This window comes from Arthrobacter rhombi, from assembly GCF_900163545.1.
Classification (GTDB): domain Bacteria; phylum Actinomycetota; class Actinomycetes; order Actinomycetales; family Micrococcaceae; genus Arthrobacter_H; species Arthrobacter_H rhombi_A.
The window spans coordinates 41670-61586 of sequence record NZ_FUHW01000025.1 but is presented as its reverse complement, the minus strand read 5'-3'; the positions used below and the strand labels follow the sequence as shown (position 1 = coordinate 61586).

The window sequence follows — 19917 nt, the reverse complement described above, 5'->3', positions numbered from 1 at the left end:
ACGCCATGAAGCAACCCTTCCGACGCAGCGTTGACGAGCACCACGAGGTAGTGCGGGCCCTGTTATCCGAGCTGCCGGGGCGGCTGGGATCCCAGGAGGTGCCGTTGGCCGACGCCCGCGGAAGGATTCTTGCCGCCAACCTGTTGGCGCCGCGGAACCTGCCGGCCTTCGATAATTCGCAGATGGACGGATTCGCCGTCCGCCGCGCCGACCTCCTCGACGGATCGGCCGTCGAGGTCGGTGCCGTGATTGCTGCGGGCGATGCCGCAGGAACCCTACCTCCGAAAACAGCGGCCCCCATCATGACCGGGGCCATGCTCCCTTCAGGGGCCGACGCCGTCGTCCCGATCGAACGGGCTGATCCGCCGGAATTTCCTGCAGCGCTCAGCCAACCAGAGACACCCGCCCGCCCCCTGACGGTCCGCCTGCCCACCGATACCCCCGCCGGCCAATTCATTCGCGCTGCGGGAAGCGATATTGCCTCCGGGGCCACCGCCCTTCCCGCCGGAACCCGGCTTGGCCCGGCCCAGCTCGGACTGGCGGCAGCGCTGGGGCTGGACCGGCTCACCGTGACCTGCCGGCCCCGGGTCCTGATCCTGTCCACCGGCGACGAAGTGCGCCCACCCGGCAGCGAATTGGCGCCAGGACAAATCCACGATGCCAACACCACCTTATTGCTGGCCCTTTTCGCCGAGGCAGGTGCCGATGTCGCCGCCGCAGGGATCAGTACCGACGCGCCGGAGGTCTTCGTGGCCGACCTGGCCCCCCGCCTGGGGCCGACCCGCGACCCGGCCTTTGAACTCGTGGTCACCAGCGGTGGCATCAGCAAGGGGGCCTTCGAAGTGGTGCGGCTGGCTTTGGCCGACCACGGAATCGACTTTGGTTCCGTCGCCATGCAACCCGGAGGGCCCCAGGGGGGCGGGCCTCCTGGAACTACCGGGGGCGGCACCGACTGCCTTGCTGGCCTTCCCGGGGAACCCCGTCAGCGGGGTCGTCAGCTTCGAGCTGCTGGCCCGGCCCGCCTGGGAGGAACTCTTCGGCACACCACCGCGGGCCCGTCTACGGGCCCGCCTGGCCACCGATCTTCCGGCACCTCCCGAAGGGAAACTCCAGGTCAGACGCGCCGCCGTCGTTCTGGATGACGACGGCGGCGCGATCGCCACCCCGGTGGGTGGCCCCGGTTCCCATCTGGTCCACGCCCTGGCCAGTTCCAACGCCCTGCTGATGCTCCCGTCGGGAAGCGGTGCAACCCCGGCAGGAGAACTAGTCGAAACCCTCATGTACGGAGCATTGACGTGAACGAACCCGAAGAACCAGGCCTCAGTCATGTGCGGGCCGACGGAAGCGCCCATATGGTTGATGTCTCCGCAAAGGCCGAAACCTCCCGCCGCGCCGTCGCCCAAGCAGTCCTGCGGACCCGTCCGGACGTCCTGGCGATGATCGTCGCCGGGGACCTGCCCAAGGGAGATGCCCTGGCGGTGGCCCGCGTCGCCGGGATCATGGGCGCGAAGAAAACCCCCGAACTGATTCCCTTATGCCATCCGTTGCCGCTGTCGAAACTAACCGTTGACTTCTTCCCCGATACCGCAAGCGGCAGTATCCGCATCGAGGCGTCCGTGACCACCCGCGGCGTGACCGGGGTCGAAATGGAGGCCTTGACCGCCGCGTCGGTGACCGCACTGACCCTCTATGACATGACCAAGGCGGTGGATAAACACGCATCCATCGAGGACATCAAGGTGCTGGCAAAATCCGGGGGCAAGAGCGGGGACTGGACCCTGGAGGAGGGCAAATGAACCCGGGAGCCATTCGGCGCGCGGGAATCATCATCGCCTCCACCCGTGCCGCCTCCGGCGGCTATACCGACCGCAGTGCACCGATCATCGGGCAATGGTTGGAAGGCCACGGTTTCGAACTCGCCGAACCGATCATCGTTCCGGACGGGGAACCGGTCGGGGTTGCCCTCGGAGATCTGCTGGACTCGACACCGTCACTGGTGATCACCAGTGGCGGCACCGGTCTGGCCCCCGATGATCTGACCCCGGAGATGACGGCACCGTTGCTGGACCGCGAAATTCCCGGGATCATGGAAGCCATTCGCGCCGTGGGCCGGACCAAGACCCCCTATGCAGCCCTCAGCCGCGGCCACGCAGGAACCGTTGGCCAGACGCTGGTCCTCAACCTTCCGGGGTCACCTTCAGGGGTCCGTGATGCCCTCGATGTCTTGGACCCGCTCATCAACCACCTCTGCGAACAGATCGAAGGCGGATATGGACATGTCTGACACCCCGGGAATCGTCGTTTTTGCCGGCATGGCCGACACACCTATCGACGTCTCCACCGCGTGGGATGCCGTGGAGACCGAGGTCACCGGCGCCGTCGTCACCTTCGGCGGGATCGTGCGCAACCACGATGGCGGTCGCGCGGTCGACAAGCTGGACTACAGTGCCCACCCGAGCGCCGAAGCGAGCATGCGTGCCCTGGCAGCTGAGGTGGCCGCCCGTCATCCGGGAACCCGGCTCTGGGCCGCCCACCGGGTCGGCGCCCTGGCCATCGGGGATTCGGCTCTGGTGGCAGCGGCTGCTGCCGCACACCGGGGGGAGGCCTTCGATGCCTGCCGAGACCTGGTCGAAGCGGTGAAGGCCGGGGTACCGGTATGGAAGGAACAGCACTTCACCGACGGTGACACCGAATGGGTCGGCATGGCCTGAGGCGATATCCTTGACTGTATGAGTGCTCAGATTTGTGTTGCCATCCTCGGCGCCTCAGGACGTATGGGGTCAGAGGCCGTCCACGCCGTGGAGAATGCCGCTGATATGGAATTGGTGGCGGCCCTGGGCCGACACGACCCACTGCAGAAAGTGCTCGATGCCGGAGCCACGCATATCGTGGACCTGACGGTTCCGGGCAGTACCGAAACCAATGTGCGCTTCGCCGTCGAACACGGTGTGCACGCCGTCGTGGGGACCACCGGATGGACCGACGAGCGCCGCGCCAAACTCACCGAAATACTGGCCGAACATCCACAGACGGGGGTGCTGATCGCCCCGAACTTCGCGTTGGGCTCGGTACTGGCTTCCGCCTTCGCCGCGCAGGCCGCCAAATATTTCGAATCGGTCGAGATCATCGAACTGCACCACCCCAATAAGATCGATGCCCCTTCCGGGACGGCGGTGCGTACCGCGGAACTCATCTCCAAGAACCGTCGTGCGGCAGGGGTCCCTGCCAGCCCCGACGCCACCGAGTCCCTGTTGGACGGTGCCCGCGGCGCCGACGTCGAGGGGGTGCACGTGCATTCGGTCCGGTTGCGCGGTCTCGTCGCCCACCAGGAGGTCCTGCTCGGCTCCGAAGGCGAACAGCTGACGCTGCGTCACGACTCCTTCGATCGGGCCTCGTTCATGCCCGGGGTGCTGTTGGGGTTGCGGACCGTCGGTTCACGCCCCGGACTGGCCTATGGTCTGGATTCCTACCTCGATCTGGGAGGCAACGCCTAAGTGAAGACCAAACTCTGGGTCGGCGGTATCCTCCTGCTTTTCGTCCTCTACCTTTTTGCCGCCTTCTCCAGCGCGGTGACCCTCATCGAGTCACCTGAACCGTTGGCCAAGGGCATCGGTATCGCGGCACTGCTGATCCCGCTGTTGGGGGTCTGGATCCTCATCCGCGAGGTTCTCTTCGGCGCCCGTAGCCAGCGCATGGCAGGGATCCTTCAATCGGAGGGACTGCTGCCCGAGGACAATTTGCCGCGCACCCCTGCCGGAAGAATCATCAAGAAGTCCGCCGATGAGGACTTCGTGCAGTACCAAGAAGAAGCAGAACAGCACCCGGAGTCCTGGCGCAGCATGCATCGGCTGGCGTTGGCCTACGATGCCTCGGGTGATCGCCGACGGGCTCGCGAGATGATGCGCCGGGCCATCGACCTGTTCCAGGCCTCATCCGACGCGAAGGCGACCACCGGACACTGAACTGAACGGCCCAGGACCCGATCAACGGCGACGCGAAAACAGGGCCGCCTGCACGCGGGATTGGAATCCCAATTTAGCCAGAACCCGCGACACATGGGTCTTCACGGTCGTCTCAGAAATACCCAACCGACGTCCGATCAGCTGATTGGACAACCCTTCACCGAGGCAATCGAGCACCTCGCGCTCGCGGCCGGTGAGCAGCTGAACCGAGGCAACGGCCTCCGGAGTGGCTGCACCATCCAGAGATGAAGCAGCGCGCCCGGAAACCGCGGCGCTGACAATGCGTGCGGTGACTTCGGGGGAAATCACCGAATCCCCGGCATGAACGCGCTGTAACGCGACGGTAATCTCCGCCGGTTCGGCCGATTTGAGCAGGAACCCATCGGCGCCTGCCTCCAACGCCCCGAAAAGATAGGAATCCTGGTCAAAGGTCGTCAACACGAGGACCCGAGACAAGGCCTCGGCAATGATCTCGCGGGTTGCTTGGATGCCGTCGACGACCGGCATGCGCAAATCCATCAAAACGACGTCGGGACGCAGCGCCCGCGCCATCCGGATCGCCTGAACCCCATCGGCCGCCTCGCCCACGACCCGAAGACCAGGCTGCGTCTCCAACACCATGCGCATTCCCAGACGGATCGCCGCATGATCATCGGCCAGCAACACCGTGATACTACTCATGCGGGCCTCCTGCCCGTGCGCCCGGGACGGTGCCGGCGCCGACGGCGCCGGAGGGTGTCAGGTGTTCTTCCGCGGAGGGAACAGGTAGCCGGACCGAAACCTGCCAACCGTCGTCGTACTCTGCCGCGCTCAATTCCCCGCCGAGTTGCTCCACCCGGAGGCGGAGACTGCGCAAGCCAGTACCGGTTCCGGGGGCTCCGGCAGCTGGAACAGATCCACGTTTTGGCAGTGGTGGGCCGTTGGTGATCTGGGCATGGAGTAGACCGGCGGTGGGTCCTCCCTCCAAGATGACGTCAATATCGGCTCCCGGGGCATGCCTCAGGGCATTGACCAGCGACTCGGCGACGACCCGGTAAACGGCCGTCTGTTGTGCCGAGGGAATCGATGAGGTTCCCGATACCGTGCTGGACAGCGTGATTCGGGTTCCGGAGGCAGCATGGGCGGCGACCAGTGCCTCAAGGTCCACGAGGAACCCTGCAGCTTCCTCTGCGACCCCCGAAGACAGGATCCGGATCATCGAGGTCAGCTCATTTAGACCGGCGACGCTTTCATGCCGGACATGGGACAGGACCTTGACAGCGAGTTCACGGGTCCCGGTGCTCAACGCGGCACCGGTCTGCAGGGCAATCGCCGAGAAGCGGGCCGAGAGGACGTCGTGGAGTTCATGGGCCATACGTTGGCGTTCGGAGGCCATCGCCAGTTCGTGTCGGGCGGATTCCAGTATCGCTTGCTGTCTGACCGCTTCCTCCGCCGCCAGAGCCCGGGTGGCCTCCGCCGCGGACAGTTTGCGTTCCTTACGCACGTTGCTGGCCCATTCGGCCGGGAGCAGCAATGACATCCCGGCAATCAGTGCTGTCAAGATGGCAGCGGGCAGCTCCGCGGTGAAAGCCAAGACGGTCAGGGTGGCGCCTGCGGTGATGGCGAGGGCAGCGATTTCGGTCAGGTGAGAGACCCGGTCCCCGGCAAAGAGGACGAGTGAGAAGACGGTTTCCCAGAACAGAAATAATGCTGCCGTCTGCCCCATCAGCAACAACAGGAGTGCCGCCGTCCCGGTGAGGGAAGCCATCAGGAACGTCGCCTCCCGCCGGAAGAGGATGCCCACCGACCCCACGACGGCCACGGCTGGCCACCAGGCCGAGAGAGCCGCTGGGAACCAGGCCCAGTCGCCATCGTTGTTCACGGTCGCCAGCAGCCACATCATCGCCGGATAGCCCAGGGCCAGCAGAAGGTCCTCGCGCCGGATGGCACGTAGCACCTGGAGAGCGGGTTGTTCGGCGTGGTTCATGGTTTCATCGTGCCCGTTCTCCCCGGGGCTTCCAAGGCGGGAGGTAAAAGATGAGACGAAGGGATGACCCCCGGTGCATCGATGGAAGGACGCACGAGGACAGGGAGCCGAGCAGGCTGGGGGTATGACCGCTGACAGTCTCTTCAAACTCCTCGTCCTGGCATTGATCGACAGCACCAGCATCGGCACGTTGGTGATCCCCGTGTGGTTGCTATTGCGCCGTGACGCCGGGCGCATCGCCGGACGGATCGGGATCTATCTGGTGACCATCGGGATCTTCTACTTCCTCATCGGTGTGCTCATGCTGACCTCTGCCACCGCGGTGCTGCACCTCTGGGGCGATGGTGCTCGGACGTTCATCGACTCACGTCCGGCCCATTGGATGGCGCTCGCTGGCGGAGCCGGGCTGCTGTGGTTTGCTCTCAAGGACGGCAAAACGGTGAGACGGACGACGCGCCCGCAGCACGCGAGGACGGTCGCCGGTAAAATTGCCACCGGATCGGAGACACCAAGGCCACCGGAGTCGTCCGAGCCGGACGTGTGCCGGCAAACGGCGGAGGGGCGGTGGAAGGCGCGCATCGGCAGGGCACTGTCCACCCCCGTCGGACTGTTGGGCCTGGCCCTGGTGGCCGGTGTGCTCGAGCTACCGACCATGCTGCCCTACGTGGCAGCGATCGGTGTACTCACCGCCTCGGGCCCTGCCGGGGCGGGATCGTTCCTGCTGCTGGCCGGCTACTGCACGGTCATGTTGCTGCCAGCGGCTTTGCTGTTGATCGCCCGGACTTTATTGGCCCACCGCATCGATGGAGCCCTGCACCGATTGGGTCAGTGGCTGGGCCGGGCCTCAGCAGAAGCGGTGTTGTGGATCATGGGAGTCGCCGGGTTCTTGTTGCTCCGCTTCGCGGTCGCTGGGCTCTAAGCGTGATCAGGCGGTGCCGCTGCGGGCGAGCACATGTATTCCGGCTTCCAAGGGCCCCCGCCGACCGGCCCACTTCAGCCCGATGCCCACCAGCAGGGAACCGACCACAAAGCACAGGTACAACCCCAGGCGCGGCATGCCTGCGGTGACGGTGCTCAGCAGGTCCAGGGCGACCAGATGCCCCGCATACAGTGTTAATGTCGCGGAGCCGGCCCCGGAGAGCGGCCAGAGCAGGGCGTCGCCGGCCAGTCCGAGTAGCGCCGATAAGGCCATGGCCAGCAACTGGCAGAGGCCCAGCACGGCGAGCGCTGTCCCGGCCACATGCAGCAGGTCCAAAGGCGTGCTGCTATGCGGGGCAGAAAGGGCGAACCACCAGGGGTCCCTTCAACCCCCTCCAGTCCGTGCCCGGAGAGCAGCGCCGCATCGAGCGGCAAACCGTTCGCCTCGGTGATCGCCCCCAGCGTTCGTAGCGCCTGATCATTCGCGCCGATCAAATGGTCCGAGAGGGCCCGGGCCGCCCACGAGAGTAAGGCGCCGCCGACGGTCAAAGCCAAGGCGACCGGAGGCAGGGAGAGCCGGCAGCGTCCCACGGCCAGACCCAGCACAATGAACCCCGTCCACACCAGCACCGGGTAGTAGCCGGTGATGAACAGATCGGCGGTTAGCGATGCCGGACGCAGGAGGTCGCCCAGCCCGGGGGAAGGGCCCACGGTGGCGGGGGAGATCCGGGAAGTGGCCAGCGGGAGCAGGAGGTACCAGAGGACGGGGGAGAGTAGCAGCCAACCGACCGCGGAGAACCAGAGGGTCCGCAGGCGCAGCCCAAGGAATAAGGTAGCGATCAAAAACAGCGCACCGTAGTGCACCAGGATGACTGCCACATTCGTGTTCAACGCACCGCAGCCCAGCCCGATGACGGTGATCAGCACGGCGCGTACCAAAACCGAACGCCGCCCGGATTTGAGTCGGGTGCCGGTATGGGGTCGGCTTCCCCCGGTGAGCAATGCCAAACCGACACCGGCGAGGATCGCGAAGAGGGCGGAGGACGTCCCGGCGAAGATGGTGGCAGCCCAGGTGGCGTGGACGGCCCCGGACTCATCGGCGCGGGTCAAGGGCATGATGTGGGTGGCCATCATGCCCAACAGGGCCAGTCCGCGGGCCACATCGACCCCGACGATCCTGCCGGCGGGGGCGCTCGCGCTCTGACTGGGCATGGGCTCCTGGGAGATCGGATCGGGCGGCTGGGATGCCGGGGGACTCAGGGACGAATATACCAAGACGAGCCAGCTGGCTGTGCGGTGTACGACGACGGAATCGGACTCGCATCGTCATCGTCGAACACCAGCGCGTCATCTTGGTCACGTGACGCGTGGACAGAGGGGATTCACGGTGGCTCCGGGGTAACGTGGTGCCATGCCTACCCCGGAATCCAACACCCCGCGTCATGATGCCATCTTCGGGAACCTGGGGACCGCCATGGTCACCCCGTTCACGTCAGCCGGAGAGGTCGACTACGACCAGGCGGCGGCCCTCGCCACCAAACTCGTCGATGAAGGGTGCGATAACCTCGTGGTCACCGGGACCACCGGGGAGACCTCGACTCTGACCGACGAAGAGAACGTGGGGATGTTCCGCACGGTTGTTGAGGCAGTGGGTGATCGCGCGAAGATCATCGCCGGTTCAACCACGAACGACACGGCTCATTCGATCCAGCTCTCCCAGGCCGCAGCGAAGGTCGGCGTGCACGGGCTGCTGGTCACGGCGCCGTATTACAACAAGCCCAGCCAGGCGGGGGTGCAGGCCCACGTCGAGACACTCGCCTCCTGCACCGATCTGCCCGTCATGGTCTATGACATTCCCGGCCGTACAGGGATCTCCATCAGCACCGAAACCCTGATCCGTCTGGCAGAACACCCCAACGTGGTGGCGTTGAAGGACGCGAAGGCCGACTACCAGGCCACCACCCGCGTGTTGGCCAACACCGACCTGGACGTGTACTCCGGTGACGACGGGCTGACGCTGCCGCTGATGGCCGCCGGCGCGCAGGGCGTCATCTCCGTGACCGCCCATGTCGCCACCGCCCGCTACCGCCGTCTGGTCGACGCCTTGCTGGCCGGCGATCTGGCGACCGCCAGGGCCCTGCACTTCGAGCTGGACCCCATCCAACGCGCCGTCATGTCACATATCCAAGGTGCTGTGGCGGCCAAGACGGTCCTGAAATGGCAGGGGGTCCTCTCCAACGCGATCGTGCGTCTGCCGCTCGTGGAGCCGACCGAAGAGGAAACGGCACCGATTCGTGCCGACCTCGCCGAGGCAGGAATCAAGCTCTAGGAAAGGTGCCCCGATGAGCGAAACCGGCGTCGTTCCGGATCAGGAAACTCCTCCGAACCCGCCACCACCGCTGGCCCCCGATGTCCTGCGGATTGTCCCGCTGGGCGGGATCGGAGAAATCGGCCGGAACATGGCCGTCTTCGAGATCGGCGGAAAACTGCTCATCGTGGACTGCGGGCTCCTCTTCCCCGAGGAGCACCAGCCCGGGGTGGACGTCATCCTGCCGGACTTCGACTACATCCGCGAGCGCATCGACGACGTCGTCGGGGTCGTGCTCACCCACGGACACGAAGACCATATCGGCGCCGTGCCCTACCTGCTGCGGTTGCGCGAAGACATCCCACTGATCGGTTCACGGCTGACGCTGGCCCTGATCGAAGCCAAACTGGTCGAACACCGCATCACTCCCGTGCTGGTCACCGTCGAAGAGGGGCAACGCCAGAGATTCGCCGGCTTCGACTGCGAATTCGTGGCAGTGAACCATTCGATCCCTGACGCGCTCGCCGTCTTCATCCGTACGAACGCCGGCACCGTATTGCATACCGGTGACTTCAAGATGGACCAGCTTCCACTGGACGGGCGCATCACCGACCTGAGGTCGTTCGCCCGCCTCGGCGAAGAGGGCGTGGACCTGTTCATGTCCGACTCCACCAATGCCGACGTCCCGGGTTTCACGACGGCCGAACAGGAGATCGGACCGGTCCTGAACGACCTCTTCTCCCGGGCCACCCGGCGCATCATCGTCGCCTCCTTTTCTTCCCACGTCCACCGCGTCCAACAAGTGCTCAACGCCGCGGCGGCGCACGGCCGGCAGGTGGCTTTCGTGGGCCGCTCCATGGTGCGAAATATGGGCATCGCTGCCCAACTGGGCTACCTGGAGGTGCCCGAGGGGATCCTCATTGACCTCAAACAAGCCGACCAGTTGCCGGAAGACCGGGTCGTGCTGATGTCCACCGGCTCCCAAGGCGAATCCATGGCCGCGCTCTCCCGGATGGCTAGCGGTGAACACCGGGTCTCCGTCGGCCGCGGAGACACCGTCATTTTGGCCTCCTCGCTGATCCCCGGCAACGAGAACGCCGTTTTCCGGGTGATCAACTCCCTGATGGCCCGGGGCGCAGACGTCGTGCATAAGGGCACCGCGAAGGTCCATGTATCGGGGCACGCGTCCGCCGGTGAACTGCTCTACTGCTACAACATCCTGCGGCCCGGCCATGCCATGCCCGTACACGGTGAAACCAGGCATCTGCTGGCCAACGCCCGTATTGCCGAACAAACCGGCGTTCCCGCGCAGAACATCCTGGTCACCGAAGACGGGGCAGTGGTCGATCTGAAAGACGGGGTGGCCCGGCGGGTCGGGACCGTGAACTGCGAACTGGTCTACGTCGACGGGTCAGCAGTGGGGAGCATCACCGAAGACGACCTTCATGACCGCATTGTTCTGGGCGAAGAAGGGTTCATTTCGGTTATTTCGGTCATCAGCCGGCAGAACGGAACAGTTCTCTCCGGGCCGGAGATCCACTCCCGCGGGATCGCCGAAGATGAGGCGGTGCTCGAATCCATCAAACCGGCCATCCTCGCGGCACTTGCCGAGGCACTGGCGAAGAACCCCGCCTCAACCACCCACCAATTGCAGCAAGTCGTCCGCCGGACCATCGGTTCTTGGCTCGGCCGGACCCTGCGTCGCAAACCGCTCATCATGCCGGTCGTCCTTGAGGCCTGAAGGCGTGTGAATCCGGGGTTTTGACCCCTGTATCCTGTACGGTTGCGCATATGGCGACCCGTACTTCCCCCACCCCGACGAAGGCCTCCGGCCGCAAACCGGCGGGCAAGACACCAGCGCGCGGAAAAACGGGTACCGGTTCCACGCGTCAGGGCGGGACGAAGCCAGCGGAGAACACCACGCCTGCCGAACAGGACATCGCCCTGCCGTTGCGCGCCATTCGGGGCCTATGGATGGGGTTGGCCCGTGTGGTTGGCGGTGCCTTCCGCAAGATCGGGCAGGACGTTCGTCCCGACCGGGACATCCGTCGGGACGGGACGGGGCTTTTCCTCGTCGTCATCGCCGTCATCGTGGGCAGCGTTGAATGGTGGGGACTGCGCGGGGTCGGTTGGTACGGAACCACCGTGCACAACATCTTCGGCGGATCGCTGGGCTTCATGGCCTCGCTTTTGCCACTGGTGCTGTTCATCGGCGCCTACCGGCTCTTCAGGCGTCCCGCAGAAAACCGGGCCAATAACCGGATCGGCATCGGCCTGACCCTAGCCACCTTGTCCATCGCCGGCATCGCTCATATCGCTGCCGGATTGCCGACCCTCGATCAACCGCTCAACGCCCTCTGGGCCGGTGGCGGTGTCGTCGGGTTCCTCATCACCGTTCCCTTGGCCGGACTGCTGACCAAATGGGGCGCCCTGGCGATCATGATCGCCGGTGCCATCCTCAGCGTGATGATCATGACGGCCACCCCGTTCCGACATATTCCGGCACGCCTGCGCCAGGGATACGAATGGATCATGGGCCAGCCGGAACCTGGCTCCGAACCTGCCGAACACCACGAGCAAGCCGCTTCCGAGCATGACCAGAGCTACCTCTATGCCGATCAGGGGGGCGAGGGAGCCCGCCCCAAGCGCAGCCGACGCTTCGGGAAGGCAGCCAGGGCCCGCCAACGCGAGGAAGACGACGCCGCAGCAGCCACCGAAGGCCTCACCGGCGATGAAGCGTATGACAAAGCGGTCATCAACGACCACGACACAGCCACCAAACCGGTTCCGGAGCCGAAGATTCCGCCGGGAGTGCGCCGCCCCACGGCCTCCGAGAAGGCCATGGAGAAGGTCAAGAACGACGTCGGATTGGGGACCCCCGCTGCTGCTCAGGGCGGGGAGCCGGCCACCGAGGCGCTGGACACGACCGCGATCAACGGCATGCTGGCCGGAGCCGGAAGCCCGGCAGCTCCCTCAGTCGTGGCCGTCAACCCGGTGGCCCAGCCGGCACCGTTGACGCCGATCCCTCAGCGCACCGAACAGCTGCAGCTCTCCGGCGACGTGGCCTACACGCTGCCTTCCTCTGAGTTCCTGCCGGCCGGCCCCCCAGCGAAGGAACGCTCCGAGGCCAACGACGAGGTCGTCAAGGCCCTGACCGACACCCTCGACCAGTTCAAGGTCGAGGCTCACGTCACCGGCTTCAGCCGCGGTCCGACGGTCACCCGCTACGAGATCGAACTCTCTCCGGGAACCAAGGTCGAGCGCGTGACGGCCCTATCCAAGAACATTTCCTATGCGGTCGCCTCCTCCGATGTCCGCATCCTCTCGCCGATCCCGGGCAAGAGCGCCATCGGGATCGAGATCCCGAACGCCGATAAGGAAGTCGTCGCCCTCGGCGACGTGCTGCGTTCGAATGCCGCCCGTAAGACGGAACATCCCATGGTCATGGGTGTTGGCAAGGACGTCGAAGGAGGGTTCGTGGTCGCGAACCTGGCCAAGATGCCCCATATGCTCGTCGCCGGTGCGACCGGTGCCGGTAAGTCGGCCTTCGTGAACTCGATGATTACCTCCATCTTGATGCGCGCCACCCCCGATGACGTGCGCATGGTCATGGTCGACCCTAAACGGGTGGAACTGACCGCCTATGAGGGGGTTCCGCATTTGATCACCCCGATCATCACGAACCCGAAGAAGGCGGCAGAGGCGTTGCAGTGGGTCGTCCGGGAGATGGACACCCGCTACGACGACCTGGCGAACTTCGGGTACAAGCACATCGATGACTTCAATAAGGGGGTACGCAACGGCAAGGTGGTTCCCCCCGAAGGCTCCAAACGCGTATTGAAGCCCTACCCGTATTTGCTGGTGATCGTCGATGAGCTGGCCGACCTGATGATGGTTGCCCCACGTGACGTCGAGGACTCGATCGTACGCATCACCCAGCTCGCTCGCGCCGCGGGGATCCACCTCGTGCTCGCCACGCAGCGGCCCTCAGTGGATGTGGTCACCGGTTTGATCAAGGCCAACGTACCCTCGCGTATGGCGTTCGCCACCTCCTCGGTGACCGACTCACGGGTGGTGCTGGACCAGCCAGGAGCCGAGAAGCTGCTCGGCCAAGGCGATGCCCTCTTCCTGCCGATGGGGGTTTCCAAACCGATGCGTGTCCAGGGTTCCTGGGTTACCGAATCCGAAATCCATCGGGTCGTGGAGCACGTCAAGGGCCAGCTCACGGCCGTCTATCGCGACGATGTTGCTCCGGAGGCCGCCCCCAAGAAGGAGATCGACGACGATATCGGCGACGATCTCGAAGTCCTTCTGCAAGCCACCGAATTGGTCGTCACCACACAATTCGGCTCGACCTCGATGCTCCAACGCAAGCTACGCGTCGGCTTCGCCAAGGCCGGACGGCTCATGGACCTGCTGGAATCACGCGGAGTCGTCGGCGCGTCCGAAGGTTCCAAGGCCCGCGACGTCCTCGTCCAGCCAGACGACCTTCCGGCCGTACTCGCTGCCATGAGGGGGGACACGCCTCCGGCCAGTGCTGAAGACGCCGCGCCGGCGGAGGCCGCTCTGGTCGAAAACGCCAACGCGAACCACGTGGGCACCGATCTCGTTGCAGAAGATCTTGCATCACGGACACCGGTCACCGAATATCACGACGAAGACGATGATGACTCCGGTTCGGAAGACGCCTGGAACCTCACTGGACGGTAACCTGAAGGGGTGACTGATACACCAGCAGGACAGGCCCCCGGCCACGTCCCAACCCTAAACATCGCCAACGTTCTGACGACTCTTCGGATCATCATGGTTCCCTTCTTCGTTTGGGCGCTGGTGGCCGATGACCAACAGCACGCGGCGCTGAGATGGACTGCCGTCGGACTTTTCGTCGTGGCCATGTATACGGACAAACTCGACGGAGATCTGGCCCGCAGTCGCGGTTTGATTACCAACTTCGGTAAGATTGCCGACCCCATCGCCGATAAGCTCCTGCTGGGGGCCGCCCTGGTGACCCTGTCCTGGCTGGGTGAACTGTGGTGGTGGATTACCATCGTCATCCTCGTGCGCGAACTCGGAATCACGGTGCTGCGCTTCGCCGTAATCCGCCGCGGGGTCATGGCTGCCTCACGCGGCGGCAAGCTCAAGACCGTCACCCAGACGGCGGGTCTGTTCCTCTTGTTGTTGCCGTTCACCCCAGCGATCACGTGGCTGTCGATAGTGGCCCTCGTCGTTATTCTGCTGGCTGTGCTGATCACCGTCTACACGGGGATCGACTACATCATCCAAGCCGCACGGATGGCTCCAGCCGGCCCAGGAGGAACGACGTCGTGACCGGCGCCAGCCCCCTGCCGGTGGCCGAGCGGATCATTTCGGAGGCAACCCTGCGCGGAGTGAGCGTAGCCACCGCCGAGTCTCTGACCGCGGGCTGGATCGCCGCCGCCTTGGCCGATGTTCCTGGAGCCTCAGCTGTGTTGCGCGGGGGTGTGGTCAGTTACCATAACCAGGTCAAACAGGAGGTCCTGGGGGTCGAAGAGTCCTTACTGGAAGCCCGGGGATCCGTCGACGCTGAGGTGGCGCGACAAATGGCCGAGGGAGCACGCAGAGTCTGTACCAGTGACGTCGCGGTTTCCAGCACGGGGGTTGCCGGTCCCGAAGTCCACGACGGCAAGGCAGTGGGTACGGTCTTCATCGGCTATGCCAGTGCCGCCGGAAGCGGTTCGCTTGAATTCCGGTTCACCGGGGGGCGACAGGCGATCCGTTCCCAGGCACGCGATGCAGCCTTGGAATGTCTGATGGATCTCATCGAGGAAAAGTGACCCTCCACAACTGCCCGAGAGCACTGGCTGTTGGGGCAGTTTTGTGACTAGGCTAGAGGCTGGGGAACAAAACCGGGGTCCCGTGAGTTGAAAAAACTACAGGGTCCATGACAGGACTCATCGGCCAGGGACACTTGGCACAGGATCAAAAGGAGTAAGGCGATACACATGGTCAAGCAACCCGTATCCGTAAACGGCATCGTCCGTTGGCGAGATGTGGGACTGACAGAAGATGCCCATCGCGAGCATAAGGAGCCCAAAATGGTAGTACTCCGCCACGAGATTGGGGACGTCCTGAGGGATGTCCGCCAGCGTCAGGGCAGGACCCTACGCGAGGTTTCGCATAATGCCCGTGTTTCCCTTGGTTACCTCTCCGAGGTGGAGCGTGGACAAAAGGAAGCATCGTCCGAACTGCTCTCATCCATTTGCGGAGCTCTGGATGTTCCACTGTCCTTGATGCTTCGCGAGGTCAGCGACCGGGTCGCAATGGCCGAGGGTGTCGACATTCCAGACACCGTGCCGTCCGACCTCACCAACGAATTCGCTACGGTCCTCCCCGAGGACTGGACCGAAGGTCTGGCTCAGGGAATGGCCCCGACCCACTAGGGGCGGAGCGCAACCGAACGCCACCGCAGCGAGGCAGCCGTTCATACGGCTGCCTTGCTGCGGTTAACGGGTGTTCTCAGCCGCGGTCATTCAAATAGGAACCATTGAGCTTGGTCAGCAAGGCGGCCAATGACAGGAGTTCCTCATCTGGCCAGTCGGCGAGCAGGTCGCGGAAGATGTGCTGGCGTGAGGTCTGCGCCGCCGCCAGTTGCTGCGCCCCGGCCCGGGTCAAGGTGATCGACTGGGCGCGCCCATCCGCAGGATCGGCAACCTTGGCCAGCACACCCAGCTCCTCCAGCATTTTGACCTGACGGCTCACCGAAGGTTTGCCGACACCGATCTCCGCGGCCAGCTCCGTCAACCTCAGGGTGCCGCGGCGCTGCAGTGCCGCCAGCAGGCCGTAAGCTCCGGGCTCCATATCGGGATGGACTTGTTTGGCGACCTTATTGCCATTGGACCGGGCCCGACGCCAGAGGAAACTGAGTTGCTCCTCCATGTCATGGATGGCTCGGGTGCGCTGGGCCACTGCATCATCTACGGGATCCGGTTCATTCATGGCACCATCTTAGGGTCGGAAGGACCAACCCGTGGAAGAATGGACAACGTGAGACTCAGTGATTTCTGGCGCCTAATGGACGACGAGTTCGGAGCCGGCTACTCCCGCGTGCTGGCCTCGGAACTGGTTCTGTCCGAGCTGGGAGGCCTCAGCGCCCAAGCGGCTCTATCCTCGGGGATCGAACCCCGCCTCGTGTGGTCGGCCATCTGCGAAAAACAGGATGTTCCGGCCTCGCGACGACTCGGTCGCGATATCGCCCCGAAGAAGTAATCGGCGATGACACGCCGACCCGTTGTTCGAACATGTGTTCGGAACAGCTGTAGGCTGTCCACAGAGACATGGCACGGGTGGCAGACCGGGGTTCTCCACAGGGACGACGGCCCGCACCAAACTGTCCGGTGCGGCGCATACCGTGTGAAACAGGACGACAACAGGCCGTAGGGCCGCAACACAACCGAGGTGAATGATGGCCGCAGCAATGGACCGCGAGAAGGCTCTCGAATCAGCGCTGGCACAGATCGACAAGCAGTATGGCAAGGGGTCGGTGATGCGTCTGGGAGACGATACCCGAGCCAGGATCGAGGTCATCCCCACCGGCTCGATCGCCATGGATATTGCCTTGGGTATCGGCGGACTGCCGCGGGGTCGCGTCGTGGAGATCTACGGGCCGGAATCATCGGGTAAGACGACCTTGGCACTGCACGCGGTGGCCAACGCACAGGGCAACGGAGGCATTGCGGCCTTCATCGATGCCGAACACGCGTTGGATCCCGAATATGCCAAGAAGCTGGGCGTTGACACCGACGCCCTACTGGTTTCCCAGCCGGACACCGGCGAACAGGCGCTGGAAATCATGGACATGCTCATCGGCTCCGGCTCCCTTGACGTCATTGTCATTGACTCGGTGGCTGCCCTAGTGCCACGCGCCGAAATCGAAGGCGAGATGGGCGATAGCCATGTGGGCTTGCAGGCACGCCTGATGAGCCAGGCATTGCGTAAAATCGCCGGGCGTCTGAGCCAGACGAAGACCACTGCAATTTTCATCAACCAGTTGCGTGAAAAAATCGGTGTCTTCTTCGGGAGCCCCGAAACCACCACCGGTGGCAAGGCGTTGAAGTTCTACGCCTCCGTGCGGATCGACGTCCGTCGCATCGAGACGCTCAAGGAAGGCACCAACCCGGTAGGAAACCGGACCCGTGCCAAGATCGTCAAGAATAAAATGGCGCCACCGTTCAAGCAAGCAGAATTCGACATCCTCTACGGGGTGGGGATCTCCCGTGAAGGCGGCCTCATCGACATGGGCGTCGAAGAAGGCTTCGTGAAGAAATCGGGTGCTTGGTTCACCTACGACGGTGACCAGCTCGGCCAGGGCAAGGAGAATGCGCGTAAGTTCCTGCGTGACAACCCGGACCTCGCCGACGAACTGGAACGACGCATCAAGGAAAAGCTGGGGATCGGTGCCCTGCCCCCGGAGGAACCGGGTGACCCGCAGTTGCGCGCTGTGGGCACTGACTCCTAGGCCAGGGGACGCGACGAAACGCCGGCCCGGACGGGGTGGCAATGGAGGAGGACAACGCCGTCATGGTGAGCGGTGACCGGGGTGGGGGAGCCCTGTTCCCTCCAGAAGATGCCGAGCACCTCGAATCAGGTGGCGAGCACCAGACGGGGCAGGAACCTGGTGGTCGGGGCGATGAACGGCGACGCCGGGGAACCGGACGGGCCCCAGAGGCTGACCCGGAGTCTGCGGCACGGGCCATTGTTTTGCGACAGCTCACCGGCTCGCCGAAGAGCCGCAAGCAATTGGCCGACAAACTCTTCGAACGAGACATCCCGGATGAGATCGCCGAGAACATCTTGGATCGCTTCGAGGAACTTCAACTCATCGACGATGCGGCCTTCGCCGATGCCTGGGTGCGCAGTCGCGCGCGCACGCGGGGGCTGTCCCGAAGCGCGTTGCGCCGCGAACTGCGAGATAAGGGCATTGCCGAGGAACTCTCAGCTGCCGCGCTGGAACAGCTCAGCGGCGAAGACGAGGTGGAGATGGCTCGCGAACTCGTGGAAAAGAAGGTCAGATCCATGCCGGCAGGCCTAGAGCGCGATAAGGGCGTCCGACGACTAGTGGCGATGCTCGGACGCAAGGGATACAGCTCGGGGATCGCCTTCCGCGTCGTCAACGAGGTGTGGCCCGACGCCCGAGGCTAACCCGCCGCGCCCCGTCCAAGCCGAGTTCCTCCGGCTCCATGCGTTCGGTACTCTGGGGGAGTGAGTTTGACCATCCCCAGCCCCGATTCAGCCCCGACCGTCGACGAAGCACACCGTAGCTACGAGGTGCGCACCTACGGTTGTCAGATGAATGTCCACGACTCCGAGCGCTTGGCCGGACTTCTGGAAGAAGCGGGTCTGGTTCCCAGCCAGGACCCGGATACCGAAGCCGACGTCGTCGTGTTCAATACCTGCGCCGTCCGGGAGAACGCCGATAATAAGCTCTACGGGAACTTGGGCCGCCTGGCCCACGTCAAGGAAAAGCGTCCCGGCATGCAGATCGCTGTCGGCGGTTGCCTCGCGCAAAAGGACCGCGAGACGATCTTGCGCAAGGCCCCCTGGGTTGACGTTGTCTTCGGAACCCATAACGTCGGTTCCCTGCCCACGCTCCTCGAACGGGCCCGGCATAACAACGAAGCTCAGTTGGAGATCCTCGAATCCCTGGACGTCTTCCCCTCGACCCTTCCCACTAAACGCGATTCGGTCTACGCCGGCTGGGTGTCGATCTCGGTGGGCTGTAACAACACGTGCACCTTCTGCATCGTCCCGTCCTTGCGCGGCAAGGAGCGCGACCGGCGGCCCGGTGACATCCTGGCCGAAGTGCAGGCGCTGGTTGACGATGGTGCCATTGAGGTGACATTGCTCGGGCAGAACGTGAACTCCTATGGCGTTGAATTCGGAGACCGTCTGGCCTTCGGCAAATTGCTGCGTGCCTGTGGCCAGATCCCCGGTCTCGAGCGGGTCAGGTTCACCAGTCCTCACCCGGCTGCCTTCACCGATGACGTCATTGACGCGATGGCCGAAACACCCAATGTCATGCCGCAATTGCATATGCCGTTGCAATCGGGATCCGACCGGGTCCTCAAGGACATGCGCCGCTCCTATCGTTCGAAGAAGTTCCTGGGAATCCTGGACCGGGTTCGTCAACGCATGCCTGAGGCAGCCATCACCACAGACATCATCGTTGGTTTCCCCGGGGAAACCGAGGAGGACTTCCAAGCAACACTGGACGTGGTCGAGCGATCGAGGTTCTCCAGTGCCTTCACCTTCCAATATTCCAAACGACCCGGTACACCAGCGGCCGAATTGGCCGATCAACTGCCTAAAGAAGTCGTCCAGGAACGCTACGAACGGCTGACCGCACTTCAGGACCGTATTTGCGCTGAAGAGAATGCCCGCCAACTCGGCCGTGAGGTTGAAGTCATGGTCACCGCGCAGTCAGGTCGCAAGGCCGAACAGACCCATCGGCTGTCGGGGCGTGCCCGCGACCAGAGACTCGTGCACTTTTCCGTCCCCGACGGTGCCGAAGCCCCCCGGCCCGGGGACCTCGTGAGCGTCACCATCACGGAAGCCGCTGCCTTCCATTTGGTGGCCGATCCGACCACTGCTGGCGAATACCATCTGCGTCGTTCACGCGCCGGCGACGCGTGGGACCGCTCGCAGGAAGAGTCCTGCGGCACCGGTCAGGGGGCCGCCGGTCTGGGAGTCTCCCTGGGGATGCCCGCTCTGCCCCCGCGTCGCTAGCC

General features: G+C 64.2%; 23 protein-coding genes. 18 read left to right on the top strand and 5 right to left on the bottom strand.

Annotated elements, in window-relative coordinates; genetic code table 11:
- The first annotated feature begins 5 nt into the window (after nt 1–5).
- From FM101_RS06880 to FM101_RS06855, 7 genes are read left to right on the top strand one after another with little or no spacing between them, the layout of a single operon-like run.
- Entirely contained in the window at nt 6–1142 is a 1137-nt protein-coding gene (locus FM101_RS06880; protein WP_245806649.1) for a molybdopterin molybdotransferase MoeA, read from the top strand.
- Nucleotides 1072–1299 (top strand): hypothetical protein, encoded by a 228-nt coding sequence (locus FM101_RS15945; RefSeq protein WP_245806650.1) that lies wholly within the window; start codon nt 1072–1074, stop codon nt 1297–1299. The genes FM101_RS06880 and FM101_RS15945 overlap by 71 nt, the downstream gene beginning before the upstream one ends.
- A gap of 53 nt (nt 1300–1352) precedes the next feature.
- Nucleotides 1353–1796, top strand: coding sequence for a cyclic pyranopterin monophosphate synthase MoaC (gene moaC / locus FM101_RS06875; RefSeq protein WP_241895223.1), 444 nt, complete (start codon nt 1353–1355; stop codon nt 1794–1796).
- On the top strand, nt 1793–2284 hold the full coding sequence (locus FM101_RS06870) for a MogA/MoaB family molybdenum cofactor biosynthesis protein (RefSeq protein WP_086997385.1): 492 nt from the start codon (nt 1793–1795) through the stop codon (nt 2282–2284). The genes moaC and FM101_RS06870 overlap by 4 nt, the downstream gene beginning before the upstream one ends.
- On the top strand, nt 2277–2711 hold the full coding sequence (locus FM101_RS06865; RefSeq protein ID WP_086997383.1) for a molybdenum cofactor biosynthesis protein MoaE: 435 nt from the start codon (nt 2277–2279) through the stop codon (nt 2709–2711). Before FM101_RS06870 ends, FM101_RS06865 begins: the two co-directional genes overlap by 8 nt.
- An 18-nt stretch (nt 2712–2729) precedes the next feature.
- The gene (gene dapB, locus FM101_RS06860; RefSeq protein WP_086997380.1) at nt 2730–3494 is read left to right on the top strand and encodes a 4-hydroxy-tetrahydrodipicolinate reductase; all 765 of its coding nucleotides are present in this window, start codon (nt 2730–2732) and stop codon (nt 3492–3494) included.
- The gene (locus FM101_RS06855; RefSeq protein ID WP_086997377.1) at nt 3495–3962 is read left to right on the top strand and encodes a hypothetical protein; all 468 of its coding nucleotides are present in this window, start codon (nt 3495–3497) and stop codon (nt 3960–3962) included.
- 21 nt (nt 3963–3983) lie between these two features.
- On the opposite strand, the gene FM101_RS06850 is transcribed toward FM101_RS06855, so the two are convergent.
- Nucleotides 3984–4643: a response regulator gene (locus tag FM101_RS06850; RefSeq protein WP_086997374.1), complete on the bottom strand. Its 660-nt coding sequence runs from the start codon at nt 4641–4643 to the stop codon at nt 3984–3986.
- Nucleotides 4636–5928, bottom strand: a complete 1293-nt coding sequence (locus FM101_RS06845) for a sensor histidine kinase (protein ID WP_179204264.1) — start codon at nt 5926–5928, stop codon at nt 4636–4638. Before FM101_RS06845 ends, FM101_RS06850 begins: the two co-directional genes overlap by 8 nt.
- Nucleotides 5929–6052: 124 nt before the next feature.
- Between FM101_RS06845 and FM101_RS06840 the strand changes: the two genes are divergently transcribed.
- Nucleotides 6053–6847, top strand: coding sequence for a GAP family protein (locus FM101_RS06840; RefSeq protein WP_086997470.1), 795 nt, complete (start codon nt 6053–6055; stop codon nt 6845–6847).
- Between the two features lie 6 nt (nt 6848–6853).
- Here the strand turns inward: FM101_RS06840 and FM101_RS15560 are convergent, their stop codons facing one another.
- Complete coding sequence (locus tag FM101_RS15560) at nt 6854–7120, bottom strand: hypothetical protein (protein WP_143269239.1); 267 nt, start codon at nt 7118–7120, stop codon at nt 6854–6856.
- Nucleotides 7042–8058, bottom strand: a complete 1017-nt coding sequence (locus FM101_RS06835; protein WP_086997367.1) for a heparan-alpha-glucosaminide N-acetyltransferase domain-containing protein — start codon at nt 8056–8058, stop codon at nt 7042–7044. Before FM101_RS06835 ends, FM101_RS15560 begins: the two co-directional genes overlap by 79 nt.
- Nucleotides 8059–8257: 199 nt before the next feature.
- On the opposite strand from FM101_RS06835, the gene dapA reads away from it, so the two are divergent.
- From dapA to FM101_RS06805, 6 genes are all read left to right on the top strand, one after another.
- The gene (dapA, locus tag FM101_RS06830; protein ID WP_086997364.1) at nt 8258–9175 is read left to right on the top strand and encodes a 4-hydroxy-tetrahydrodipicolinate synthase; all 918 of its coding nucleotides are present in this window, start codon (nt 8258–8260) and stop codon (nt 9173–9175) included.
- Between the two features lie 13 nt (nt 9176–9188).
- Nucleotides 9189–10895: a ribonuclease J gene (locus tag FM101_RS06825; protein ID WP_086997361.1), complete on the top strand. Its 1707-nt coding sequence runs from the start codon at nt 9189–9191 to the stop codon at nt 10893–10895.
- A gap of 50 nt (nt 10896–10945) precedes the next feature.
- Nucleotides 10946–13864 (top strand): DNA translocase FtsK, encoded by a 2919-nt coding sequence (locus FM101_RS06820; protein ID WP_086997358.1) that lies wholly within the window; start codon nt 10946–10948, stop codon nt 13862–13864.
- A 9-nt stretch (nt 13865–13873) separates the two neighbouring features.
- A complete protein-coding gene (gene pgsA / locus FM101_RS06815) occupies nt 13874–14482 on the top strand; it encodes a CDP-diacylglycerol--glycerol-3-phosphate 3-phosphatidyltransferase (protein ID WP_086997355.1) in 609 nt (202 codons plus the stop codon).
- Entirely contained in the window at nt 14479–14967 is a 489-nt protein-coding gene (locus FM101_RS06810) for a CinA family protein (protein ID WP_245806648.1), read from the top strand. The genes pgsA and FM101_RS06810 overlap by 4 nt, the downstream gene beginning before the upstream one ends.
- Nucleotides 14968–15135: 168 nt before the next feature.
- Nucleotides 15136–15573 carry a helix-turn-helix domain-containing protein gene (locus FM101_RS06805; RefSeq protein ID WP_086997352.1) on the top strand — a complete coding sequence of 146 codons (438 nt, stop codon included), beginning with the start codon at nt 15136–15138 and terminating at the stop codon, nt 15571–15573.
- A gap of 76 nt (nt 15574–15649) precedes the next feature.
- On the opposite strand, the gene FM101_RS06800 is transcribed toward FM101_RS06805, so the two are convergent.
- The gene (locus FM101_RS06800; RefSeq protein WP_086997349.1) at nt 15650–16129 is read right to left on the bottom strand and encodes a MarR family winged helix-turn-helix transcriptional regulator; all 480 of its coding nucleotides are present in this window, start codon (nt 16127–16129) and stop codon (nt 15650–15652) included.
- A gap of 48 nt (nt 16130–16177) precedes the next feature.
- On the opposite strand from FM101_RS06800, the gene FM101_RS06795 reads away from it, so the two are divergent.
- The 4 genes from FM101_RS06795 (at nt 16178) to miaB (ending at nt 19915) form a co-directional block, all read left to right on the top strand.
- Complete coding sequence (locus tag FM101_RS06795; RefSeq protein WP_086997464.1) at nt 16178–16399, top strand: DUF3046 domain-containing protein; 222 nt, start codon at nt 16178–16180, stop codon at nt 16397–16399.
- Nucleotides 16400–16595: 196 nt separating this feature from the next.
- On the top strand, nt 16596–17648 hold the full coding sequence (gene recA / locus FM101_RS06790) for a recombinase RecA (RefSeq protein WP_086997461.1): 1053 nt from the start codon (nt 16596–16598) through the stop codon (nt 17646–17648).
- 41 nt (nt 17649–17689) lie between these two features.
- On the top strand, nt 17690–18331 hold the full coding sequence (locus FM101_RS06785; RefSeq protein ID WP_342744368.1) for a regulatory protein RecX: 642 nt from the start codon (nt 17690–17692) through the stop codon (nt 18329–18331).
- A 60-nt stretch (nt 18332–18391) separates the two neighbouring features.
- Entirely contained in the window at nt 18392–19915 is a 1524-nt protein-coding gene (gene miaB / locus FM101_RS06780) for a tRNA (N6-isopentenyl adenosine(37)-C2)-methylthiotransferase MiaB (protein WP_086997346.1), read from the top strand.
- Nucleotides 19916–19917 lie beyond the last annotated feature (2 nt).